Annotated in this window: 19 protein-coding genes; 15 read left to right on the forward strand and 4 right to left on the reverse strand. The window is 42.3% G+C overall.

Annotation, left to right across the window (positions count from 1 at the left end; all coding sequences use genetic code 11):
- Positions 1 to 58: 58 nt before the first annotated feature.
- From RZ44_RS03660 to RZ44_RS03690, 7 genes are all read left to right on the forward strand, one after another.
- The gene (locus tag RZ44_RS03660) at positions 59 to 676 is read left to right on the forward strand and encodes a transcriptional regulator CcpN (protein ID WP_035808613.1); all 618 of its coding nucleotides are present in this window, start codon (positions 59 to 61) and stop codon (positions 674 to 676) included.
- A gap of 7 nt (positions 677 to 683) precedes the next feature.
- Positions 684 to 1508: a pyruvate, water dikinase regulatory protein gene (locus RZ44_RS03665; protein WP_035808614.1), complete on the forward strand. Its 825-nt coding sequence runs from the start codon at positions 684 to 686 to the stop codon at positions 1506 to 1508.
- A gap of 4 nt (positions 1509 to 1512) precedes the next feature.
- Positions 1513 to 3264, forward strand: a complete 1752-nt coding sequence (gene dnaG / locus RZ44_RS03670; protein ID WP_035808616.1) for a DNA primase — start codon at positions 1513 to 1515, stop codon at positions 3262 to 3264.
- Between the two features lie 24 nt (positions 3265 to 3288).
- Positions 3289 to 4395, forward strand: a complete 1107-nt coding sequence (rpoD, locus tag RZ44_RS03675) for an RNA polymerase sigma factor RpoD (RefSeq protein WP_035808618.1) — start codon at positions 3289 to 3291, stop codon at positions 4393 to 4395.
- A 97-nt stretch (positions 4396 to 4492) separates the two neighbouring features.
- Positions 4493 to 4873, forward strand: a complete 381-nt coding sequence (locus tag RZ44_RS03680; protein WP_035808620.1) for a c-type cytochrome — start codon at positions 4493 to 4495, stop codon at positions 4871 to 4873.
- Positions 4874 to 4931: 58 nt separating this feature from the next.
- Positions 4932 to 5624, forward strand: coding sequence for a tRNA (adenine(22)-N(1))-methyltransferase (locus RZ44_RS03685; protein WP_035808622.1), 693 nt, complete (start codon positions 4932 to 4934; stop codon positions 5622 to 5624).
- Complete coding sequence (locus tag RZ44_RS03690; protein WP_035808624.1) at positions 5608 to 6687, forward strand: Nif3-like dinuclear metal center hexameric protein; 1080 nt, start codon at positions 5608 to 5610, stop codon at positions 6685 to 6687. The genes RZ44_RS03685 and RZ44_RS03690 overlap by 17 nt, the downstream gene beginning before the upstream one ends.
- Positions 6688 to 6726: 39 nt before the next feature.
- Here RZ44_RS03690 and RZ44_RS03695 read toward each other — a convergent pair whose 3' ends face one another.
- Positions 6727 to 7689 carry a 4-hydroxy-3-methylbut-2-enyl diphosphate reductase gene (locus RZ44_RS03695; protein WP_035808626.1) on the reverse strand — a complete coding sequence of 321 codons (963 nt, stop codon included), beginning with the start codon at positions 7687 to 7689 and terminating at the stop codon, positions 6727 to 6729.
- Positions 7690 to 7830: 141 nt separating this feature from the next.
- Here RZ44_RS03695 and RZ44_RS03700 point away from each other — a divergent pair, with 141 nt between their 5' ends.
- The 5 genes from RZ44_RS03700 (at position 7831) to RZ44_RS03720 (ending at position 12218) form a co-directional block, all read left to right on the forward strand.
- Complete coding sequence (locus RZ44_RS03700) at positions 7831 to 9168, forward strand: DEAD/DEAH box helicase (RefSeq protein WP_035808630.1); 1338 nt, start codon at positions 7831 to 7833, stop codon at positions 9166 to 9168.
- A 12-nt stretch (positions 9169 to 9180) separates the two neighbouring features.
- Positions 9181 to 10086 (forward strand): deoxyribonuclease IV, encoded by a 906-nt coding sequence (locus tag RZ44_RS03705; RefSeq protein WP_035808632.1) that lies wholly within the window; start codon positions 9181 to 9183, stop codon positions 10084 to 10086.
- A 113-nt stretch (positions 10087 to 10199) separates the two neighbouring features.
- Positions 10200 to 10982, forward strand: coding sequence for a metal ABC transporter ATP-binding protein (locus RZ44_RS03710; protein ID WP_035808634.1), 783 nt, complete (start codon positions 10200 to 10202; stop codon positions 10980 to 10982).
- Complete coding sequence (locus RZ44_RS03715) at positions 10979 to 11824, forward strand: metal ABC transporter permease (protein ID WP_035808636.1); 846 nt, start codon at positions 10979 to 10981, stop codon at positions 11822 to 11824. The genes RZ44_RS03710 and RZ44_RS03715 overlap by 4 nt, the downstream gene beginning before the upstream one ends.
- On the forward strand, positions 11805 to 12218 hold the full coding sequence (locus tag RZ44_RS03720; protein ID WP_035808638.1) for a Fur family transcriptional regulator: 414 nt from the start codon (positions 11805 to 11807) through the stop codon (positions 12216 to 12218). Before RZ44_RS03715 ends, RZ44_RS03720 begins: the two co-directional genes overlap by 20 nt.
- Before the next feature lie 64 nt (positions 12219 to 12282).
- Here the strand turns inward: RZ44_RS03720 and RZ44_RS03725 are convergent, their stop codons facing one another.
- From RZ44_RS03725 to RZ44_RS03735, 3 genes are all read right to left on the reverse strand, one after another.
- A complete protein-coding gene (locus RZ44_RS03725) occupies positions 12283 to 12474 on the reverse strand; it encodes a hypothetical protein (protein WP_035808640.1) in 192 nt (63 codons plus the stop codon).
- A 119-nt stretch (positions 12475 to 12593) separates the two neighbouring features.
- The gene (gene ispG / locus RZ44_RS03730; RefSeq protein ID WP_141638977.1) at positions 12594 to 13721 is read right to left on the reverse strand and encodes a flavodoxin-dependent (E)-4-hydroxy-3-methylbut-2-enyl-diphosphate synthase; all 1128 of its coding nucleotides are present in this window, start codon (positions 13719 to 13721) and stop codon (positions 12594 to 12596) included.
- Positions 13722 to 13799: 78 nt separating this feature from the next.
- Positions 13800 to 14540, reverse strand: a complete 741-nt coding sequence (locus RZ44_RS03735; protein ID WP_035808644.1) for a DUF1189 family protein — start codon at positions 14538 to 14540, stop codon at positions 13800 to 13802.
- Between the two features lie 133 nt (positions 14541 to 14673).
- On the opposite strand from RZ44_RS03735, the gene RZ44_RS03740 reads away from it, so the two are divergent.
- The 3 genes from RZ44_RS03740 to RZ44_RS03750 all read left to right on the forward strand — a co-directional run bounded on the left by RZ44_RS03740 (position 14674) and on the right by RZ44_RS03750 (position 18703).
- A complete protein-coding gene (locus RZ44_RS03740) occupies positions 14674 to 15276 on the forward strand; it encodes a superoxide dismutase (protein ID WP_035808645.1) in 603 nt (200 codons plus the stop codon).
- Between the two features lie 184 nt (positions 15277 to 15460).
- Positions 15461 to 17572, forward strand: coding sequence for a peptidoglycan D,D-transpeptidase FtsI family protein (locus RZ44_RS03745; protein ID WP_081962409.1), 2112 nt, complete (start codon positions 15461 to 15463; stop codon positions 17570 to 17572).
- A gap of 144 nt (positions 17573 to 17716) precedes the next feature.
- Complete coding sequence (locus tag RZ44_RS03750; protein WP_035808648.1) at positions 17717 to 18703, forward strand: phosphate ABC transporter substrate-binding protein PstS family protein; 987 nt, start codon at positions 17717 to 17719, stop codon at positions 18701 to 18703.
- Positions 18704 to 18776 lie beyond the last annotated feature (73 nt).

An 18776-nucleotide genomic window follows, 5' to 3' on the forward strand; every position in this document is an offset into this window, starting at 1 on the left:
GATGATATTTCTTTATCGCTATAAATATTATATAATATTAAATGTTGGGAGTGAGAACGTGGAACTGAATGAACGCCAAGAAAAAATTCTAAGCATAGTAAAACAGCACGGGCCGATCACCGGCAGTAAAATCGCTGCACAGCTGTCATTGTCCCGTGCCACGCTGCGTCCGGATCTTGCCATTTTGACGATGTCCGGCTTTTTGGATGCAAGACCCCGTGTCGGTTATTTTTATACGGGCAAGGAAACAAATGATGTCATAGCGCTTAAAGTAAATAATATTCTGGTGCGTGACGTACAGAGTCTGCCGATTTTAATTACGGCGGATACGAGTATTTATGATGCAATTGTCAAGATGTTCCTGGAAGATGTGGGTACGCTGTATGTAATTGATGACGAACAGTCACTTACCGGTGTAATTTCAAGAAAAGATCTGTTAAAAGGCACGATGAGCTTTAAAGATACAGAAAACACACCGGTCAGCGCAGTGATGACCCGGAGTCCCAACATTGCGATGTGCTATCCGGATGATCTTCTCTTATACGTTGCGAAACAGATTATCGACAGGCAGATTGATTCACTGCCCGTTGTCGTGGAGAAGAACGGCAGAATCGAAGTCACAGGCAGAATTACCAAAACCAATATTACAAAAGTATTTGTAAACTTAATGGAGTGAATAATTAATGTCGAATTTTAAAATTATCGTTGCATCAGACTCAGTCGGAGAAACAGGCGAACTCGTAACGAAAGCCTGCCTGTCACAATTTAAAATCGACTCGCCGGATAATGTGATTGACCGTTATCCCTATGTGGATAATCAGGATGACGTTGACGATGTGATAGACCTGGCAAAAAGTAAAAATGCCCTTGTCGTTTATACGTTAATCACACCGTCGCTTAGAAAATACATGGCTGCAGAGCTGGACAGAGAAGATATTTCATATATAGATGTAATGGGACCGCTGATGGATGAGATTTCAAATGCGACCGGCCTTGAACCGTATAATGAGCCCGGGAGAGTACACCGTCTTGATGAAGATTACTTCAAGAAGATTGAAGCGATTGAATTTGCTGTTAAATATGATGACGGTAAAGATACCAGCGGTCTCGAAAAGGCAGATATCATCCTGCTCGGTGTGTCGAGAACTTCGAAAACACCGTTGTCTCAGTTCCTCGCACTGAAAAAATATAAAGTAATGAACGTACCGCTCGTTCCGGAAGTGAAGCCACCGGCTGAACTGTTTGAAGTCGACCCTGACAAGTGTGTCGCTTTAAGAATTAACCCGGATACGCTGAACAAAATACGTAAAGAGCGTCTAAGCCAGCTCGGCTTAAAGGATACAGCGATGTATGCCAACAGCACGCGCATCGAGGATGAATTAACATACTTCGATGAAATTATCGGTAAAATCGGCTGTCCGGTAATCGATGTATCGGATAAGGCAATCGAAGAAACTGCGAATGCCATTATGAAATACGTGGATAGCGAGAGTAATATTAGAGGGTGATTATGTGAGAATACCCGAGGAAACCATAGCTAAAATAAAAGACGAGACCGACATTACCGAGCTGGTGGCAAGTTACATAAAACTTGAACGGCGCGGACGGAACTATGTTGGTCTCTGTCCGTTTCACGACGAAAAAACACCGTCTTTTTCAGTCAGCCCGGAAAAGCAGATCGCACATTGTTTCGGCTGTAAAAAAGGCGGCAACGTATTCCAGTTTCTGATGGAAATTGAGAATATGTCATTCGCTGAAGCGGCTGCAAAACTCGGAGAACCGCTGAACATAAAAATAGATACACAAACGAGCAATATTGCAGAAAGCGATATGACGTTTATCCGTATGCATGAATATATGACGGGACTGTACCATCAGCTGCTCGTCAATACAAACGAAGGTGAAAAAGCGCTGCAGTATTTACTCGACCGGGGATTCCCGATGGAGTTAATCCGCTCGGAACAGATCGGTTATGCGCCGGATATGCCGAAGTTTGCAACGAATGCGCTGCTGGAACAGGGCTACAATGAAGAAACTGCCTATCAGGCCGGACTTGTCTCGAGAAATGAAGAAAACTTCTCATATTACGACCGTTTTGTCGGCCGTATTATGATTCCCATTAAAAATCATCAGGGGCACCTGGTCGGTTATACCGCGAGAAGTATAGACGGCAGTGAACCGAAATATTTAAACACTCCCGAAACGGAAACCTTCAAAAAGCGCGAACTGTTTTTTAATCTGCACGATGCGAGAAAGCATGTGAGAAAACTTGATAATATCATTTTAATGGAAGGGCATCTCGATGTTCTGAAAGTTAAAACGACGAAAGTTAAACATATCGTTGCAACGATGGGAACCGAACTCAGTCAGGAGAACGTGAGCCTGCTGGAAAGGCTGTCTTCAAACGTTACTATTATGTTTGACGGGGACTCAGCAGGCCGTAATGCCACGTTGAAAGTCGGGGACACACTGCTGAAACGCGGACTGAATGTCTACGTACAGAAAATCCCGGATAAAATGGATCCGGATGAATATATCGAAACGTTCGGTGCTGAAAAGTTCGAGCAGTTTATCGCGGATGAGCAGCAGCATTATCTGCATTTTAAAGCGGAAGTGCTGCGTCATGAGGCTAAGGAGAACGACATGAAACTGACGCAGCACCTGAACACGCTGGCAGGGGACCTGCAGTTTGTCAGGGACCACCTGACGGCGGAACGGCTCATCGTAACCATCAGTTCGATTTTCGGTGTGGATAAGCAGGCGCTTTCCGGCATTATACCGGAACCCGTCAGACAGGAACCTGACTACCGTATTCCTGAACCTGTAAGGGAACAGATGACACTTCGTCAGAAAAAAGAGCGCTACTTAACTAAATTAATGATGGCTAACCGCGAATTTCTGCTTGAATACAGGGATGCGCTTGATGAGAATGTCTTAACGTACCGTCCTTATTATGATATAATGAGAGGACTTTGTGCTTATTTTGAGGCGCACGGAGAATTCGATATTTCGATGGCCCTTAACTATCTTGATCCTGCACTGACGGACACACTCATAGAACTCGACGGAATGTCGATTCATGAAGACGTCTCACATAGTGAAATAAATGATTATCTTGAAGATTTAAGTGGTATAAGAAATAGTGAATACGAAAAACAGGAAATTTACCGCAAATTGGAAGTTGCGGAACGTGACAACGATATGGAACTGCAGATTAAGCTGACTCAGCAGTTGATTGAGCTTAACCGGATACACAAAATGTAGTTTTTATAACTTAGGAGGCACAGTATGGCGAAGAAAAAAGCAATTACAGTTGAACCGAAAGAAGTGGATTTCACAACTGTCGAACAGGCAAAAGCGTTCCTGCTGGAAAAAGGGAAGAAAGACGGACAGCTGTCCCACGAAGAAGTTGCAGATAAGCTTGCAAACTTCGAACTGGATTCAGATGCAATGGATGAATTTTTCGAGGAACTGAACGAAAATGAAATTCAGATGATCAATGAAAAAGACGCAGCTGATACAGATGAAAAACTCGATCTTTCTGATATGAGTGCACCTCCGGGCGTTAAAATCAACGACCCTGTGCGTATGTACTTAAAAGAAATCGGCCGCGTGGATTTACTGACCGCAGCAGAAGAAGTGGAACTGGCAAAACGTATCGAACAGGGTGATGATATTGCCAGAAGCCGTCTTGCTGAAGCAAACCTCCGCCTTGTTGTAAGTATTGCAAAACGCTATGTCGGACGTGGAATGCTCTTCCTCGATTTAATTCAGGAAGGTAACATGGGTCTGATTAAAGCAGTGGAAAAATTCGACTTTACAAAAGGATTTAAATTCTCGACGTACGCAACGTGGTGGATCCGTCAGGCGATTACACGTGCGATTGCCGACCAGGCAAGAACGATCCGAATCCCTGTGCATATGGTCGAAACGATCAACAAACTGATTCGTATTCAACGCCAGCTGCTGCAGGATTTAGGACGTGAACCGACACCGGAAGAAATCGGTGAAGAAATGGACCTGCCTGCTGAAAAGGTTCGTGAAATTCTTAAGATTGCACAGGAGCCTGTATCTCTTGAAACACCGATTGGTGAAGAAGATGACAGTCATCTTGGTGACTTTATCGAAGACCAGGAAGCACAGAGCCCGTCGGATCATGCAGCGTATGAGCTGTTAAAAGAACAGCTTGAAGACGTACTCGATACTTTAACAGACCGTGAAGAAAATGTACTCCGTCTCCGTTTCGGACTGGACGACGGCCGAACGCGCACACTGGAAGAGGTAGGTAAAGTATTCGGTGTTACACGCGAACGTATCAGACAAATTGAAGCGAAGGCACTTCGTAAACTCAGACATCCGTCAAGAAGCAAGAAACTAAAAGACTTTATGGATTAAGAGTGTAATATTTTATCAAAATTGTTTTGACTTTGACACAATTTGAGATACAATTATATATGAGATAACATGAATAACAGAAGAGGGGGTAACATTAATGAATAAAAATCCTATAATTCCATTCTTACTGATTATTTTCTTAGGAATCGGACTTGTGTTCTTACTTTCAGGTTTAGGCGCAACTGACGACGGTGAAGAAGATGTAGCAACTGAAGAAGGTACTGAGGAATCAGGCGGCGGCGAAGAAGCTTCAAGCGGCGACGTTGATGCAGAAGGAATCGCTCGCGATAACTGTGCTTCATGTCACGGACAAGACTTCAGCGGCGCAATGGGTCCTGCATTAGCTGGAACTAGTCTTGATGAAGAAGGATTCACGTCAATCGTACGTGACGGACAAGGCTCAATGCCTGCCTTCTCAGCAGATCAGATTGCTGACGAGGAGCTAACAGCTTTATACCAGTTCTTCTCTGAACAATAATTACTTATAAAAAAGACTCTCAATGATGGGGGTCTTTTTTTAATACAGGAGTGAGGAAATGTTAAACCAAAGACTTAAGGCAGTATCGGATTATATTACCGGGGATGCGCTTGTTGATATCGGTTCTGATCATGCATATTTACCGATTTATGCTGTTGAAAATAACATTATTAAAAAAGCAATCTGCGGAGAAATTGTACGCGGACCATACGAATCTTCTGTTAAAAACGTGCAGCAGCACAAGTTATCGGAGTTAATTAAAATCAGACTGGGTGACGGTTTATCCGTACTGCGCAGTATGGATGATGTCGATACGATTACTATTTGCGGCATGGGTGGTCCGTTAATCGCCGAAATTATCGAGGAAGGCATGCAGTTTGTTCACGGCAAGCCCCGCTTTATTACACAGGCGAATACTTATCCGTACCCGATACGTAAAATTATGGCACAGCATAATTACAAAATTACAGATGAACTGCAGTTAAAGGACGGACCGTATTTCTATGATATTCTTGTCTTTGATTACTCGGAGGACCCTGTTGAATACAGCGAAGCCGAGCTGCGTTTCGGACCTGTAAATATTGACAAGAGAGAACCGGTGTTTATCGGCCAGCTGGAACGTGAAAAGAGTCATATAGAAAAAATATTAAATGGTATCAACGATAGAGAGAAGAATATAGATAAAGTCACGAGACTTGAATCTAATCTTAAATATGTCGATGAGGTGCTCGGGAATGTTAAAGGTAAGTAATTTATTAAATCAGCTGAATGAAATTGCCCCGTTTTCAGACAGTGAGAAATGGGATAATACAGGTCTTTTGATCGGTGATGAAGATGATGAGGTGACGGGAATTTTAACGGCGCTCGACTGCAGTATGGAAACTGTTGATGAAGCTGTGATGATGAATGCGAATGTCATTATCAGTCATCACCCGCTTATTTTTCCCGATTTGTCGAAAGTCGTGAATAAAGGACCGGGCGCTGTGATTCGTAAACTGATTAAAAATGATATTAATCTGATTGCAATGCATACGAACCTGGATCATCAAAAAAATGGTGTCAGCCATATGATTGCCAAAGCATTAGGCTACCCGGAAACTGAAATACTGCTGCCTGAAGTCGGTAATTTTAAAAAACTCAGAGTGAATATTAACGCTGAGGATAAAAATACCTTCAAGGATAATCTTTTGAAAAATGCGTCTGTCGGGAACATGGGGGATTATTCAGAAGTCAGTTTTGAGTATGAGGTACACGGACAGTTTAAGCCGGGCAGTACGTCCAATCCGACAATAGGGACACCCGGGACGCTTGAATACGTGGATGAATATGTTATCGAATGTATTTTTGACGGAAGAGATCAACAAGCCGTGATCGATGCAGTTAAACGATATCATCCATACGAAGAGCCGGCGTATGATATTTTCAGTCTTGACCGTAAGGCTGATACAGGTCTTGGCGTGATGTTTGACTACGGTGATACGCTAGGCAGTCTCGTTCAGTTAATCGAGGAGAAGACCGGACTGAAAACTGTGAACGTCGTTAAAGGCAACGACCGTATCATTAAAAAAGCGGCAATTATCGGGGGTTCCGGCATGAGCTTTGCCGGTATGGTATTTAACAGCGGCGCAGATGTGCTGATTACCGGTGATGTGAAGTATCATGAAGCATATGATTCAAAACAGGCCGGTTATAACATTATCGATGCAGGACATTATCTTGAAGTCTTAATGACAGAAGGACTGAGAGAACTGATTAAAGAACGCATTGATGTTCCTGTTAGTGCTTCCGGCGTATCAACAAACCCATTTGAATAAAGAAAAATGCGGAATCTGAAATTCAGATTCCGCATTTTTTTATTCCATAATTTTAACCGGTTCAGGGTTTTTAATCTTCGGCAGAATTTTAGCCATAGGTACTGAAGACTTCGGCGCTTCCTGCTGTTCGATATTATAATTTTTAATATACGTAATGACTTCCTTCACAATAGGTGTCGGAGTTGAAGCGCCTGCTGTAACTGCAACTTTTTCAACGCCCTCAAGCCATTCGTTTTTCAGGTCGTTTAAAGAACTGATACGGTAAGCATTCGTATGTGCGATTTCTTTCGATACCTGAGTCAGACGGTTTGAGTTGTTACTCTTAGGGTCGCCGACAACGATTAAGAGATCAGCTTCTCCTGCCTGTTCGGCAACTGCTTCCTGTCTGACCTGGGTCGCAAGACAGATTTCCTTATGCACTTCGATGTGCGGGAACTGAACTTTCAGCTCATCCATAATATGGCTGACATCCCACTGACTCATTGTCGTCTGGTTTGTTACAATCAGTTTTTTATCAGTAAGGTACGCCGGCAGTTCTGCAACATCATCGAGAGTTTCAATTAAGTGAACGTGGTCCGGTGCAACACCCATAGCGCCTTCCGGTTCAGGATGGTCTTTTTTACCGATGTAAATGACATCGTAATCATCGGCAGTTTTTTCCCTGATCAGATCGTGGGTAAATTCTACATCCGGACAAGTTGCATCGATGCAGACAAGTCCTTTTTCCCTGGCACGTGCTTTGACCTGCGGTGAGACACCGTGTGCAGTAAAGATTACTGTACCGCTCTCGATCTGTTCGAGGATTTCCAGACGGTTAGGACCGTCAAGTGTGATGATGCCTTCTTCTTCAAATGCATCCGTCACATGTTTATTGTGTACAATCATGCCTAAAATATATATAGGACGCGGCAGTGACTGATCCAGTGAAGCATTGCGCGCAATCACCATTGCATCGACAACACCGTAACAGTAACCGCGCGGTGAGATTTTAATAATATCCATAAGTAGAACTCCTCCTTACATTTGATTATACTTAATTTTACGGGATATTCAAATCATCCAAATGGCTGAACGATTATTATAGCGTAAATATGCGTTTTTGGTTATAATTGATGAGGAGTTTGAAAGGGACAGGTGACATATATGTCAAATGCATTTAAAAGATTTGAATTTAACAATACGATGCTCGACACGATCGGGCGCATCGGGTTTACACACCCGACAATGGTACAGGAGCGCGTTATACCGCGTATCTTAAAAGGCAGCAACGTCGTAGCACAGTCGGCAACAGGCAGCGGGAAAAGCCACGCCTTTTTACTGCCGCTGATTTATAATATCGATGAAACACAAAAGACGCCGCAGGTCATCGTAATGGCGCCGACGAGAGAACTTGCAAAACAGCTGGAAGGTATGGCGAAAAAAGTTCTTGAGTCATATGAAGAAATCAGCTGCCGTGCATTTATCGGCGGAACGGAAATGAAACGAGACGAAGAACGTGCACGTCAAAATCCGCAGCTTGTTATCGGTACACCGACGAGAATAAAAGATTTAATCGATAATCAGGCACTCGATATTCACGCAGCCAAAACTGTCGTAATCGATGAAGCAGACCTGATGGTAGACCTCGGCTTTATGGCGGATGTTGACTATATTTCGAACCGCATTTCGACAGCAAGTCAGTTTCTTGTGTTTTCTGCCACTATCCCTGAACCGTTAAAACACTTTATGGAAAAATATATTGGCGAGACGGAAATTATTGTAATTGATACGCCGCTTAACAAAGCGTCTATTCATTACAGTCTTGTACCTGTAAAAGGAACAGGCAGACTGGAGAAGACGCTTCAGCTGACACAAAATATTACACCGTATATCGGATTAATTTTTGCCAATTCACGTGAACGTGCCGACGAACTGTTTGCTTACTTAAAAGAAGCAGGAGTTAACGTCGGGTTATTCCACGGCGGACTGAAGCCCCGTGAGCGCAGTCAGGAAATTAAAAAGATTGAAAATCTGGACTACCACTGGGTCGTTGCAAGTGATCTTGCAGCACGCGGACTTGACTTTGACGGAGCATCACATGTTATTAACTATGACATTCCGAAGCAGATAGAATTCTTTACACACAGAGTAGGGCGTGTCGGACGCGGTTCATACAGCGGTGTGGCGATTACACTTTACGAACCGAGTGAAGAGAACGAAATCGATACACTTGAAGAAAAAGGATATGTATTCAATCATGAAGATATCCGCGGCGGTGAATTAAAATCAATTAAAGACCGTACGATGCGTGCAGGCAGAAGCAAACGTTCAAAAACAAACAAATCGCAAAACTACAAAGTACGCGCTCCTAAAAAAGTAAAGCCGGGATACAAGAAGAAAATCAAGTTCCAGAAAGAAGAACTTGAGCGCCAGGAGCGCAGACGCTATGCCAAGGCTAAATCACGCAACGAAAAGAAAAGAAATAAAAAAGACAATAAGTAGAGGTTGATATAAATGTTATTGGGATCACATGTTTCGATGAGCGGTAAGAAAATGCTGGAGGAGTCGGTGACGACTGCAGCTGGTTATGGTGCATCTACATTTATGATTTATACCGGTGCGCCGCAAAATACGCGCCGTAAAAAAATTGAAGATCTGAATATCGAAAAAGGGCAAAAAGCAATGGCGGAACTTGGTATTACAAATTTCGTCGTGCATGCGCCTTATATTATTAATATCGCAAATACTCAAAAAGATCATGTATTTAATTTAGGTGTTGAGTTTTTACAGGAAGAGATTGTCCGTACTGAGGCACTGGGCGCAAAACAGATTGTTCTTCATCCGGGCGCACATGTCGGAGCGGGCAGCGAAGCAGGAATCAAACAGATTATTAAAGGTCTGAATGAAGTGCTGTCAAACGATAACGATGTTCAGATTGCACTTGAGACGATGGCAGGAAAAGGTTCTGAAATCGGACGTACTTTTGATGAGATTGCACACATTATGGACGGCGTCACGAACAATGAACGTCTGAGCGTGACATTTGATACATGTCACGTTCACGATGCAGGCTACGATATTAGAAACGACTTTGACGGTGTGTTAAATGAGTTTGATAAAATTGTCGGCATCGACCGCATTAAAGTGCTGCACATGAATGATTCCAAAAATCCTGTCGGCGCACATAAAGACAGACATGAAAACTTCGGCTTCGGCCACATCGGTTTCGATGCACTGAACTATATCATTAACCATCCGGAATTCACCGGCATTCCAAAAATTTTAGAAACTCCATTTGTCGGTCCGGATAAGAAAAATCGTGTTGCACCTTACAAACACGAAATTGACATGATTAAATCAGGGGAATTCGACCCGGGCTTATTAATTAAAATTAATCCTGACGTATCAGTACTGGAATAGTTAAATTCACAGGGCACCTCCATCGGAGGTGCCCTTTTCGTAATGATTCCTATTTACAAAACGGAACGATTACTGTAATATATATCAGGACATAATTAAAAGGAGTCTTGTTAATGGCTGTGCCTGTATTTGAAATAAAAAATGTAACATATGAATATAAAGATAAGCTGGAAGCAACACCGGCTCTTCAAAACATTTCCTTTTCGATTAATGAAGGGGAATTTTTAGCGATTGTCGGGCCAAATGGTTCAGGTAAATCGACACTTTTAAAATTAATCCTCGGTGTGTATAAACTGCAGCAGGGTAATATACTGATCAACGGTAAAAACCGTAAATCATTTAATGCATGGCAGGAAATCGGCTACGTTTCACAAAAAGCCGCAGCTCACGCCAAAGGATTTCCAGCCACGGTAAAAGAAGTCGTACTGAGCGGTCTGACAAAAGAAAAAGGTCTGTTTAGACGATTTACTAAACAGGACAATGAACAGCTGGATAAAACATTAAAGCTGCTCGATATTGAACACATTAAACACCAGAACGTGTCGAATTTGTCAGGGGGGCAGGCCCAGCGTGTGTTTATCGCGCGGGCATTGATTAACGAACCGTCTATTTTAGTGCTGGATGAACCGACTGAGGGCATCGACAGCAGACATGTTAAGGATTTTTACAACGTACTGTTAAAACTAAAAGAACAAAATGTAACGATTCTGCTCGTGACACATGATATCGGTGTCGTCGTCGATAATGCCGATAAAGTGGCGTGTCTGAACGAACATCTTCATTTCCACGGTACGAATACGGAATTCCAAAATCTCGGTGAGGCGGAGCTGTCGAAAATATACGGTTTCCCGCTGCAGCTTGTATCGCATAATCACCAGAGGGAGTGCTGTAAATGATCGAGGCAATTTTCAACTATGACTTTATGAAGTATTCATTTATAAGCGGTATTATTGTCGGGCTCATTGCACCGCTCCTCGGTACGTTTATCGTTGTGAGAAGACTGTCGCTGATTGCCGATGCACTTAGCCATGTTGCACTTGGCGGTATCGCATTCGGCGTGTATTTAACGTCGGTGTTTAATATCATTATCAATCCGGTTATATCGGGTATCGTGTTTTCAGTTATCGGCGCTCTCGGCATTGAAAGACTGCGCGGCCTGTATAAACATTATTCCGAAATCGCCATCCCGATAATTATGAGTCTCGGTATTGCACTGAGCGTCCTGTTTTTGTCGCTCGCGAACGGCTTTAACCAGGATCTGTTCGGATATCTGTTCGGAAGCATCAGTGCAGTGAGTTTTAATGATATGATACTCATCGGAATCATCGGCATTATCGTGCTGCTGTTTGTATTCTTCTTATATAAGGAAATGTTTTTCATATCATTCGATGAAGAATACGCAGGCGTAATGAAGTTAAGCAAATATATTCACATTATATTTATCGTACTAGTCGCGCTGGTTATCAGTGCATCCATGCGCATCGTCGGCATACTGCTTGTGAGCGCAATGATGACACTGCCGGTCGCGAGTGCTATGAGAATCACTTCAAGTTTCAAACAGCTTATGGCTGTCAGCATAATTTTCGGAGAGATTTCAGTAATCGCAGGGCTGTTCCTCGGATTCCACCTGAATATCTCACCGGGCGGCACAATTGTACTTGTCTCAGTCGCAATATTACTATGTACGCTGGTACTAAATCGTGTAGGAGTTGTCAGGAATGCACAAAGAACTGGTTGACTATAAAGAGATGCTCAAAGAAGCGAAATTTAAAGTAACGAAAAAACGTCTTCGCATGATAGAGATATTTATGGAAGACGAAAGATATTTATCTGCAAAAGAAATCCAGGAAATGATGAATCAGGACTATCCCGGGATCAGTTATGATACGATTTACCGTAATCTGCATACGCTTAAAGACATCAATGTACTGGAACAGACAACATTCAGCGGGGAAATGCAGTACAAAATATCCTGTACCGATCATCATCACCATCACTTCATCTGTGAACAGTGCGGAGAGACAAAAGTCGTCCGGTACTGTCCGGTGGAAACGTGGGAAAACGAGCTGAACGGCGTTAAAATTAACAGCCACAAAATAGAACTGTACGGTTTATGTGAAAAGTGTCAGTAAGTAAAAGATAAAATAAAACCAGCCTGTAATCTTTAAAAGACTACAGGCTGGTTTTTAAGTATCATTATTTATCCGGCTCTTTATCCTCAGATTTTTTCGCGATGATGTTCTTTAAGATAACTGCTGCTGTGAGTATAATGACGAGCAGCACGGCCGTTGACGGGCGGATAATTGTATCCGTAACCCAGAATGCGAGTACCGTAATAAGGATTAATGCGATAATGATAAGAAATATTATATTTAAACTTTTTTTCATGAACTGCACCTGACTTTTATATTGTAATTGACTGACCGTTTAATAATATATTTTTACTTACAAAATAGCAAAGAACTAAAAAATCCCGCTGCATATTAAATGCAGCGGGATTTATAACACTATCTGGCTTCTGCTTCTTCCGCCTCTTTTTCAAGGCGCTGTTTCTCATGATATGCTTCTGCCATAATATCAATTTCCTTCTTAAGCTCGTCCACCATAGTTTCCTCAGGTACTTTACGAACAGTCTTACCGTGCATGAAGAGTAATCCTTCACCGCGGGCACCGGCGATACCGATATCGGCTTCGCGCGCTTCACCCGGACCGTTTACTGCACAGCCGAGTACTGCGACTTTAAGCGGAGCTTTAACGTGTGAAATATATTCTTCCATTTCGTTTGCTATTGATATCAGATCGATTTCAATACGTCCGCATGTAGGACATGCAATCAGTGTGGCTGCGTTACTTGCAAGTCCGAAAACTTTCAGCAGCTCTTTACATACTTTAATTTCCTCAACCGGATCGGCAGACAGTGAAATACGCATTGTGTTCCCGATACCTTTGGAAATAATAGTACCGAGTCCGGCAGCACTCTTAACAGTTCCTGCAAACAGCGTTCCGCTTTCTGTAATACCGATGTGGAGCGGGTAATCAAATGCCGCAGCAGCTTTTTCGTAAGCTTCAACCGCAAGGTTAACGTCCGATGCTTTCATCGAAACGATAATGTCGTGGAAATCGAGGTCTTCTAAAATCTTAATGTGGTGCAGTGCACTTTCAACCATACCGTCGGCAGTAGGGTAGCCGTACTTTTTAATAATATGACGTTCAAGACTACCTGCGTTAACCCCGATACGGATTGGAATACCTTTTTCCTTACAAGCTTTAACAACTTCTTCCACTTTTTCGCGGCGTCCGATGTTACCCGGGTTAATACGGATTTTATCCGCTCCGCCTTCAACTGCGATTAATGCCAGCTTATAGTCGAAGTGGATATCGACAACAAGCGGTATATTGATACGTTTTTTGATTTCTGCAATCGCAAGTGCATCTTCTTCTTTTGGACATGCAACGCGAACAATCTGACATCCTGCTTCTTCAAGCTCGTTAATCTGAGCAACAGTTGCCTCAACATCATGTGTTTTCGTAGTTGTCATACTTTGAATGATAATTTCATCGGCGCCGCCGATAGTAAGATCGCCAACTTTAACTTTTCTAGTTTGTGTACGATGTGTAATTCCAGACATATACAAGCCCCTAATCTAAAATTCTTTCTAATTTATAATCTTATTATAATAAAAAACTGAGATAAATGTAACCATCTTGCATTACTAATGCGTTTTCTTTTGATCCGGCAGCTTTTTAAAGTAATAAATATACGGGAATAATGCAATAAGCAGCACTGCCCAGTAAAACATTCCGGTATACACTGCAGCAATTCCGATCGGCAGTGACAGCAGCATCATTATATATGAGCCGATTTTAAACCAGTTCATGTAATCTGTTTTCTTTTTCATTAAACTTGCAACGAAGCTTAAGAAAAGTGACAGGAACAGCATTACAGTAAACAGCAGGAAGTAAATAACCACGACATAAATAGTAATATAAATTAATACATAAAAATATAAACTCGCAGACTGATCCGTGATAAACTGCTGCAGCGATTCATTATCTTTAATATCCCCGATAAAGCTGTAGCTGAACGTACCGTTTTGAATGTCGCTGATGAATATACCGTCGCGGAGAAAGGCAAACAGTATTTCACCATCCAGTGAATCTGCTTCGTCCTTTGATATTTCACCGGTAAACAGCACTTTGTGTTCATTCAGGGCTATCATTTTTTCATCACCCCGATATTCACCGCTGTCGATAACAAATTCCGGAATATCGCCGCTTACCTCATCCAGATTTGAAAATGTATTCACAGTTGCCAGAAGTGAAGTAATAAAAGGCAGTGAAATAAAAACAGACAGCAGCAGTATGTTTAATAACAGGTACCGGAAGGGTACTGTACGAAACAGGGGATACTTTTTAAATGTTGCAAGACGTTTAATAAACTCAAAATATTTCATGTTCTCATCCTTAAATCTGTATAATAATAGGACCTTAGTCCTATTTAAAGAAACATTAAGCAATCTAATTGTTATTTTAACATCAAATTGCTATATTTAGGATGTAAACAATTTTGAAGGGAGATTTTTATTTATGGCTTTTGAATTACCAAAATTACCATATGCTTATGATGCTTTAGAACCACACATCGACAAAGAAACGATGGAGATTCACCACTCTAAGCACCATAACACTTATGTAACAAAATTAAACGACGCAGTTAAAGGTACTGATCTCGAGTCTAAATCGATCGAAGAAATTGTTAAAAACCTAGATGCTGTACCAGAAAACATCAAGACTGCGGTACGTAATAACGGTGGCGGACACCTTAACCACACATTCTTCTGGGAGTTACTTTCTCCGGAGAAAAAAGAATTATCAGGTGAATTAAAAGAAGCAATTGAATCTGCATTCGGTTCAGTTGATAAATTTAAAGAAGAATTTGAAGCAGCAGGCGCTGGCCGTTTTGGTTCAGGCTGGGCTTGGCTTGTAGTTAACAATGGTGCTTTAGAAATCACAAGCACTCCAAACCAGGACAACCCTGTTTCTGAAGGTAAAACTCCGGTATTCGGTGTTGACGTTTGGGAGCACGCTTACTACCTTAAATACCAAAACAAGCGTCCTGAGTACTTAAGCGCTATTTGGAACGTAGTAGACTGGGATAAAGTTAACGAACTGTATCAGGCTGCTAAATAATAATACAAACATGAAAGACGGTGGAATTTTTCCACTGTCTTTTTTAATTTTAGTAAAGCGGCATTAAAATATGTTAAAATGATGTGGACTTTATAAAAGGGTTTGATGCAGGTTGAAACGGGCAAAAATTAAAAGCTTGGACGCTATAAACAAACAGGTTCTGAGATCACGTATTAATATTGTTATGCTGATAATATTTATTTTATTTTTAATTCTTATTATACGTCTCGGATATCTGCAGATTGTTCTCGGTGATACATATCAGGAACAGGTGGAAAATGCGCAGTATGTTGAAATCAATCAGAGTGTCCCGCGCGGTGAAATTTATGACCGTAACGGCAATCTGCTTGTCGGCAACACTGCCGAGAAAGCAATATACTTTACGAGACACAGAAATATGTCGAACTTCGAGATAATGAATGTTGCAGAAACGCTCAGTTCCTACATATCCATGGACACTGACCGTCTGTCGCTCCGCGATAAGCAGGATTACATTATTAATAACTATCCGGGAGAACTGTCGGCGATTATGCCTGAACAGGTAACGTTACTTGAGAATGGCGGAATTTCCCAAAGCGAGTTCAACGAAGATGCATACGATATTATAGATGAGGATTTCGCCGATTCTGTATTGAAGGAAGAAGATTTAAATATTATTGCTGTGTACGTGGAAATGGTTACAGCAAGGGAATTGAATCCGGTCATCATTAAAAGTGAAGATGTAACGGAGGAGGAGTTTGCGAAAGTAAATGAAGATCTCGATGAACTGGCAGGTATTTCAACAGGGCTCGACTGGCAGCGTACGTATCCTTATGGTCCCGCACTCCGTACAGTATTCGGTGAAGTATCGACAAACGACGAAGGTCTGCCGCGTGAACTGGTTGAATATTACCAGGCACTCGGCTATTCACGAAACGACAGAGTAGGAAAATCATATCTCGAGTTCCAGTATGAAGACGTGCTCCGCGGTGAAAAACCCCAGGTGAAATACACGACTGACAAGTCCGGCAGAGTAACCGGCGAAGAAACAATTAAAGAAGGTAAAGCGGGAGACGATCTGTATCTTACTATAGATATTGAACTCCAGCTTGAACTTGAAAAAATTGCAGAACATCATTTAACAGGTATCCGTGAACTCGCGGAAGAAATTGTTGAAATGGATGAAGGACAGGGCGACATCGATTACACGATTATCCCGGAATACATCGATACAGTTCAGCTCGTCGTACAGGACCCGAAAAACGGTGACATTCTTGCGATGGTCGGTAAACACATTAATGAAGACGGAGACATCGTCGATTACGACTATGGTACGTTTACCGCAACATATGTACCGGGCTCATCCGTAAAGGGTGCAACAGTTGCAACAGGGTATCAGGAAGATGTGATTGAAACGGGAGAAACGCTGATTGATGAACCGATGAAATTCTCCGGAACGGATACGGTAAGTTCATTCTTTAACCGTAACGATCAGGTGCCTATCGATGATCAGAGAGCATTAATGGTTTCTTCCAACACCTATATGTTTAAAATCGCACTTGCGATTATGGGTGAAGAGTATTCGAGAAACATGCCGCTGCCGACAGATGTGACGACTGCCGGTTATTCACTTCGAAACGGGCTGAATCAGTTCGGACTCGGAGTGTCAACGGGAATCGACCTGCCGAACGAAGCAGTGGGTCTTGCACCCCAGCTGAATAATCCGATGAACTATCTGTACTTAAGTATCGGGCAGTACGACACGTATACAGCGCTGCAGCTGTCACAGTACATTTCAACATTTGCAGCTGACGGCAAACGCGTACAGCAGCATCTGGCAAAAGAAATACGCGGCTCAAACGCCAATGACAAAGGTCCGGTATTAAATTCCTACGGTACAAACGTACTTAATACAGTACCGGTCTCAGAAGATCAGCTGTCACAAATAAAAGCAGGCTTCTACGATGTATTTAATACACATGATGAGGCACGTGATATGTACGGTACAGGATGGGATGCCTATCATGAGCTGGAACCGAAAGCAGCCGGTAAGACCGGAACTGCCGAGAGTTTCAGAGATGGTGATCCTGTACTGAACCAGACATATCTCGGGTACGCTCCGTATGATAATCCGGACATGGCATTTTCAATTATCTTCCCGACGATGCCGAGTACCGTGCCGTTCTTCCCGGCACAATTTATGGGACAGGATGTTATCGAAAAGTATTACGAAATATATTACGGACAGGAAAAAGAACCGCTTTACAATTATGATGCCGATGATTTTTATACTCAGCTCGAGTACGGCAGATATTAATATGAAAGACCACAATCCGCGGGATTGTGGTCTTTTTTGTATTTACATAATCTTAACAATACATTTATTTTAGATTTACAATCACACGTTAGTATGTGTATGTAAGATATTTTAACAGACAAATCAATTGGAGGAATTTTAGCTATGAAGAAGAATTTATTTCTTGCTGCACTCCTGATGAGCTTAATGTTCATTCTGGCAGCTTGTTCCGGTTCGGGATCAGACAGCAGTGAAGAGGCATCAACAGACGAAGGTTCAGAAGACGGATCAGGTGCTGAAGTCAGCGGTAATATAAACGAAGATGATGAACAAATTGCAGGTGAAGGTTCATCAACAGTATTCCCTATACTTAACCTTTTAGTAGAAGATTTTAACGCTGACCACGGTGTAGCTGTTGAACTTGGCGGTAACGGTACAGGTTCAGGATTCAGTGCACTGATAGAAGGTACTGCACAATTTGCTAACGCATCCCGCGGTATCGAGCAGGAAGAAATTGATGCTCTTGAAGACGCTGGAATTGAATGGACAGAATTCCTTGTAGCTACTGACGGTTTAACTGTTGCAGTTAACCCGGCAAACGATTTTGTAGAAGATTTAACTTTTGAGGAACTGAACATGATCTATTCAGGAGAAGCTGAAAACTGGTCGGATGTTCGTGAAGATTTCCCTGAAGAGCCGATCACAGCTTACGGTCCAGACCAGTCACATGGTACACACGACTTCTTTAATGAAGAAGTAATGGACGAAGAGGGCGTTGATGCTCAGCTTATCCAGGATACAAACCAGGTCGTTTCATCTGTAGTAGGCGACGAGAATGCAATCGGGTTCTTCGGTTTCAGTTTCTACCAGGCGAACGAAGATTCATTAAAAGCAGTTTCAATCTCAGGTCCTGACAGCGAAGAAGCTGTTGAGCCGACATTTGAAAACGTAATGGACTTCTCTTACCCGTTATCACGTCCGTTATATATGTACGTAAATAACGCAGCACTTGAAGAGAACGAAACATTCCACACATTTATGGAATATACACTTAAGAATTCACAGTCAGCAGCGGAAGAAGTTGGATATGTACCTCTTGAAGATGAAGCACTTGAAGAAGAACTTTCCAAGCTTCCAAACCTTGAACAATAAGAACAAAATCTTATAACAGATGGACGGGGATGTTTTTATCCCGTCCATTTTTAAAGTAAAGAGAGGCTTTAAA

Source organism: Jeotgalicoccus saudimassiliensis (assembly GCF_000756715.1).
In the GTDB taxonomy this organism is placed as follows: Bacteria; Bacillota; Bacilli; order Staphylococcales; family Salinicoccaceae; genus Jeotgalicoccus; species Jeotgalicoccus saudimassiliensis.

Excerpts from the sequence above, each read along its gene's own strand:
- RZ44_RS03665 (WP_035808614.1), top strand. The coding sequence starts at position 684 with ATGTCGAATTTTAAAATTATCGTTGCATCAGACTCAGTCGGAGAAACA.
- rpoD (WP_035808618.1), top strand. The coding sequence starts at position 3,289 with ATGGCGAAGAAAAAAGCAATTACAGTTGAACCGAAAGAAGTGGATTTC.
- RZ44_RS03680 (WP_035808620.1), top strand. The coding sequence starts at position 4,493 with ATGAATAAAAATCCTATAATTCCATTCTTACTGATTATTTTCTTAGGA.
- RZ44_RS03685 (WP_035808622.1), top strand. The coding sequence starts at position 4,932 with ATGTTAAACCAAAGACTTAAGGCAGTATCGGATTATATTACCGGGGAT.
- RZ44_RS03690 (WP_035808624.1), top strand. The coding sequence starts at position 5,608 with ATGTTAAAGGTAAGTAATTTATTAAATCAGCTGAATGAAATTGCCCCG.
- RZ44_RS03695 (WP_035808626.1), bottom strand. The coding sequence starts at position 7,689 with ATGGATATTATTAAAATCTCACCGCGCGGTTACTGTTACGGTGTTGTC.
- RZ44_RS03700 (WP_035808630.1), top strand. The coding sequence starts at position 7,831 with ATGTCAAATGCATTTAAAAGATTTGAATTTAACAATACGATGCTCGAC.
- RZ44_RS03705 (WP_035808632.1), top strand. The coding sequence starts at position 9,181 with ATGTTATTGGGATCACATGTTTCGATGAGCGGTAAGAAAATGCTGGAG.
- RZ44_RS03710 (WP_035808634.1), top strand. The coding sequence starts at position 10,200 with ATGGCTGTGCCTGTATTTGAAATAAAAAATGTAACATATGAATATAAA.
- RZ44_RS03715 (WP_035808636.1), top strand. The coding sequence starts at position 10,979 with ATGATCGAGGCAATTTTCAACTATGACTTTATGAAGTATTCATTTATA.
- RZ44_RS03720 (WP_035808638.1), top strand. The coding sequence starts at position 11,805 with ATGCACAAAGAACTGGTTGACTATAAAGAGATGCTCAAAGAAGCGAAA.
- RZ44_RS03725 (WP_035808640.1), bottom strand. The coding sequence starts at position 12,474 with ATGAAAAAAAGTTTAAATATAATATTTCTTATCATTATCGCATTAATC.
- RZ44_RS03735 (WP_035808644.1), bottom strand. The coding sequence starts at position 14,540 with ATGAAATATTTTGAGTTTATTAAACGTCTTGCAACATTTAAAAAGTAT.
- RZ44_RS03740 (WP_035808645.1), top strand. The coding sequence starts at position 14,674 with ATGGCTTTTGAATTACCAAAATTACCATATGCTTATGATGCTTTAGAA.
- RZ44_RS03745 (WP_081962409.1), top strand. The coding sequence starts at position 15,461 with ATGCTGATAATATTTATTTTATTTTTAATTCTTATTATACGTCTCGGA.
- RZ44_RS03750 (WP_035808648.1), top strand. The coding sequence starts at position 17,717 with ATGAAGAAGAATTTATTTCTTGCTGCACTCCTGATGAGCTTAATGTTC.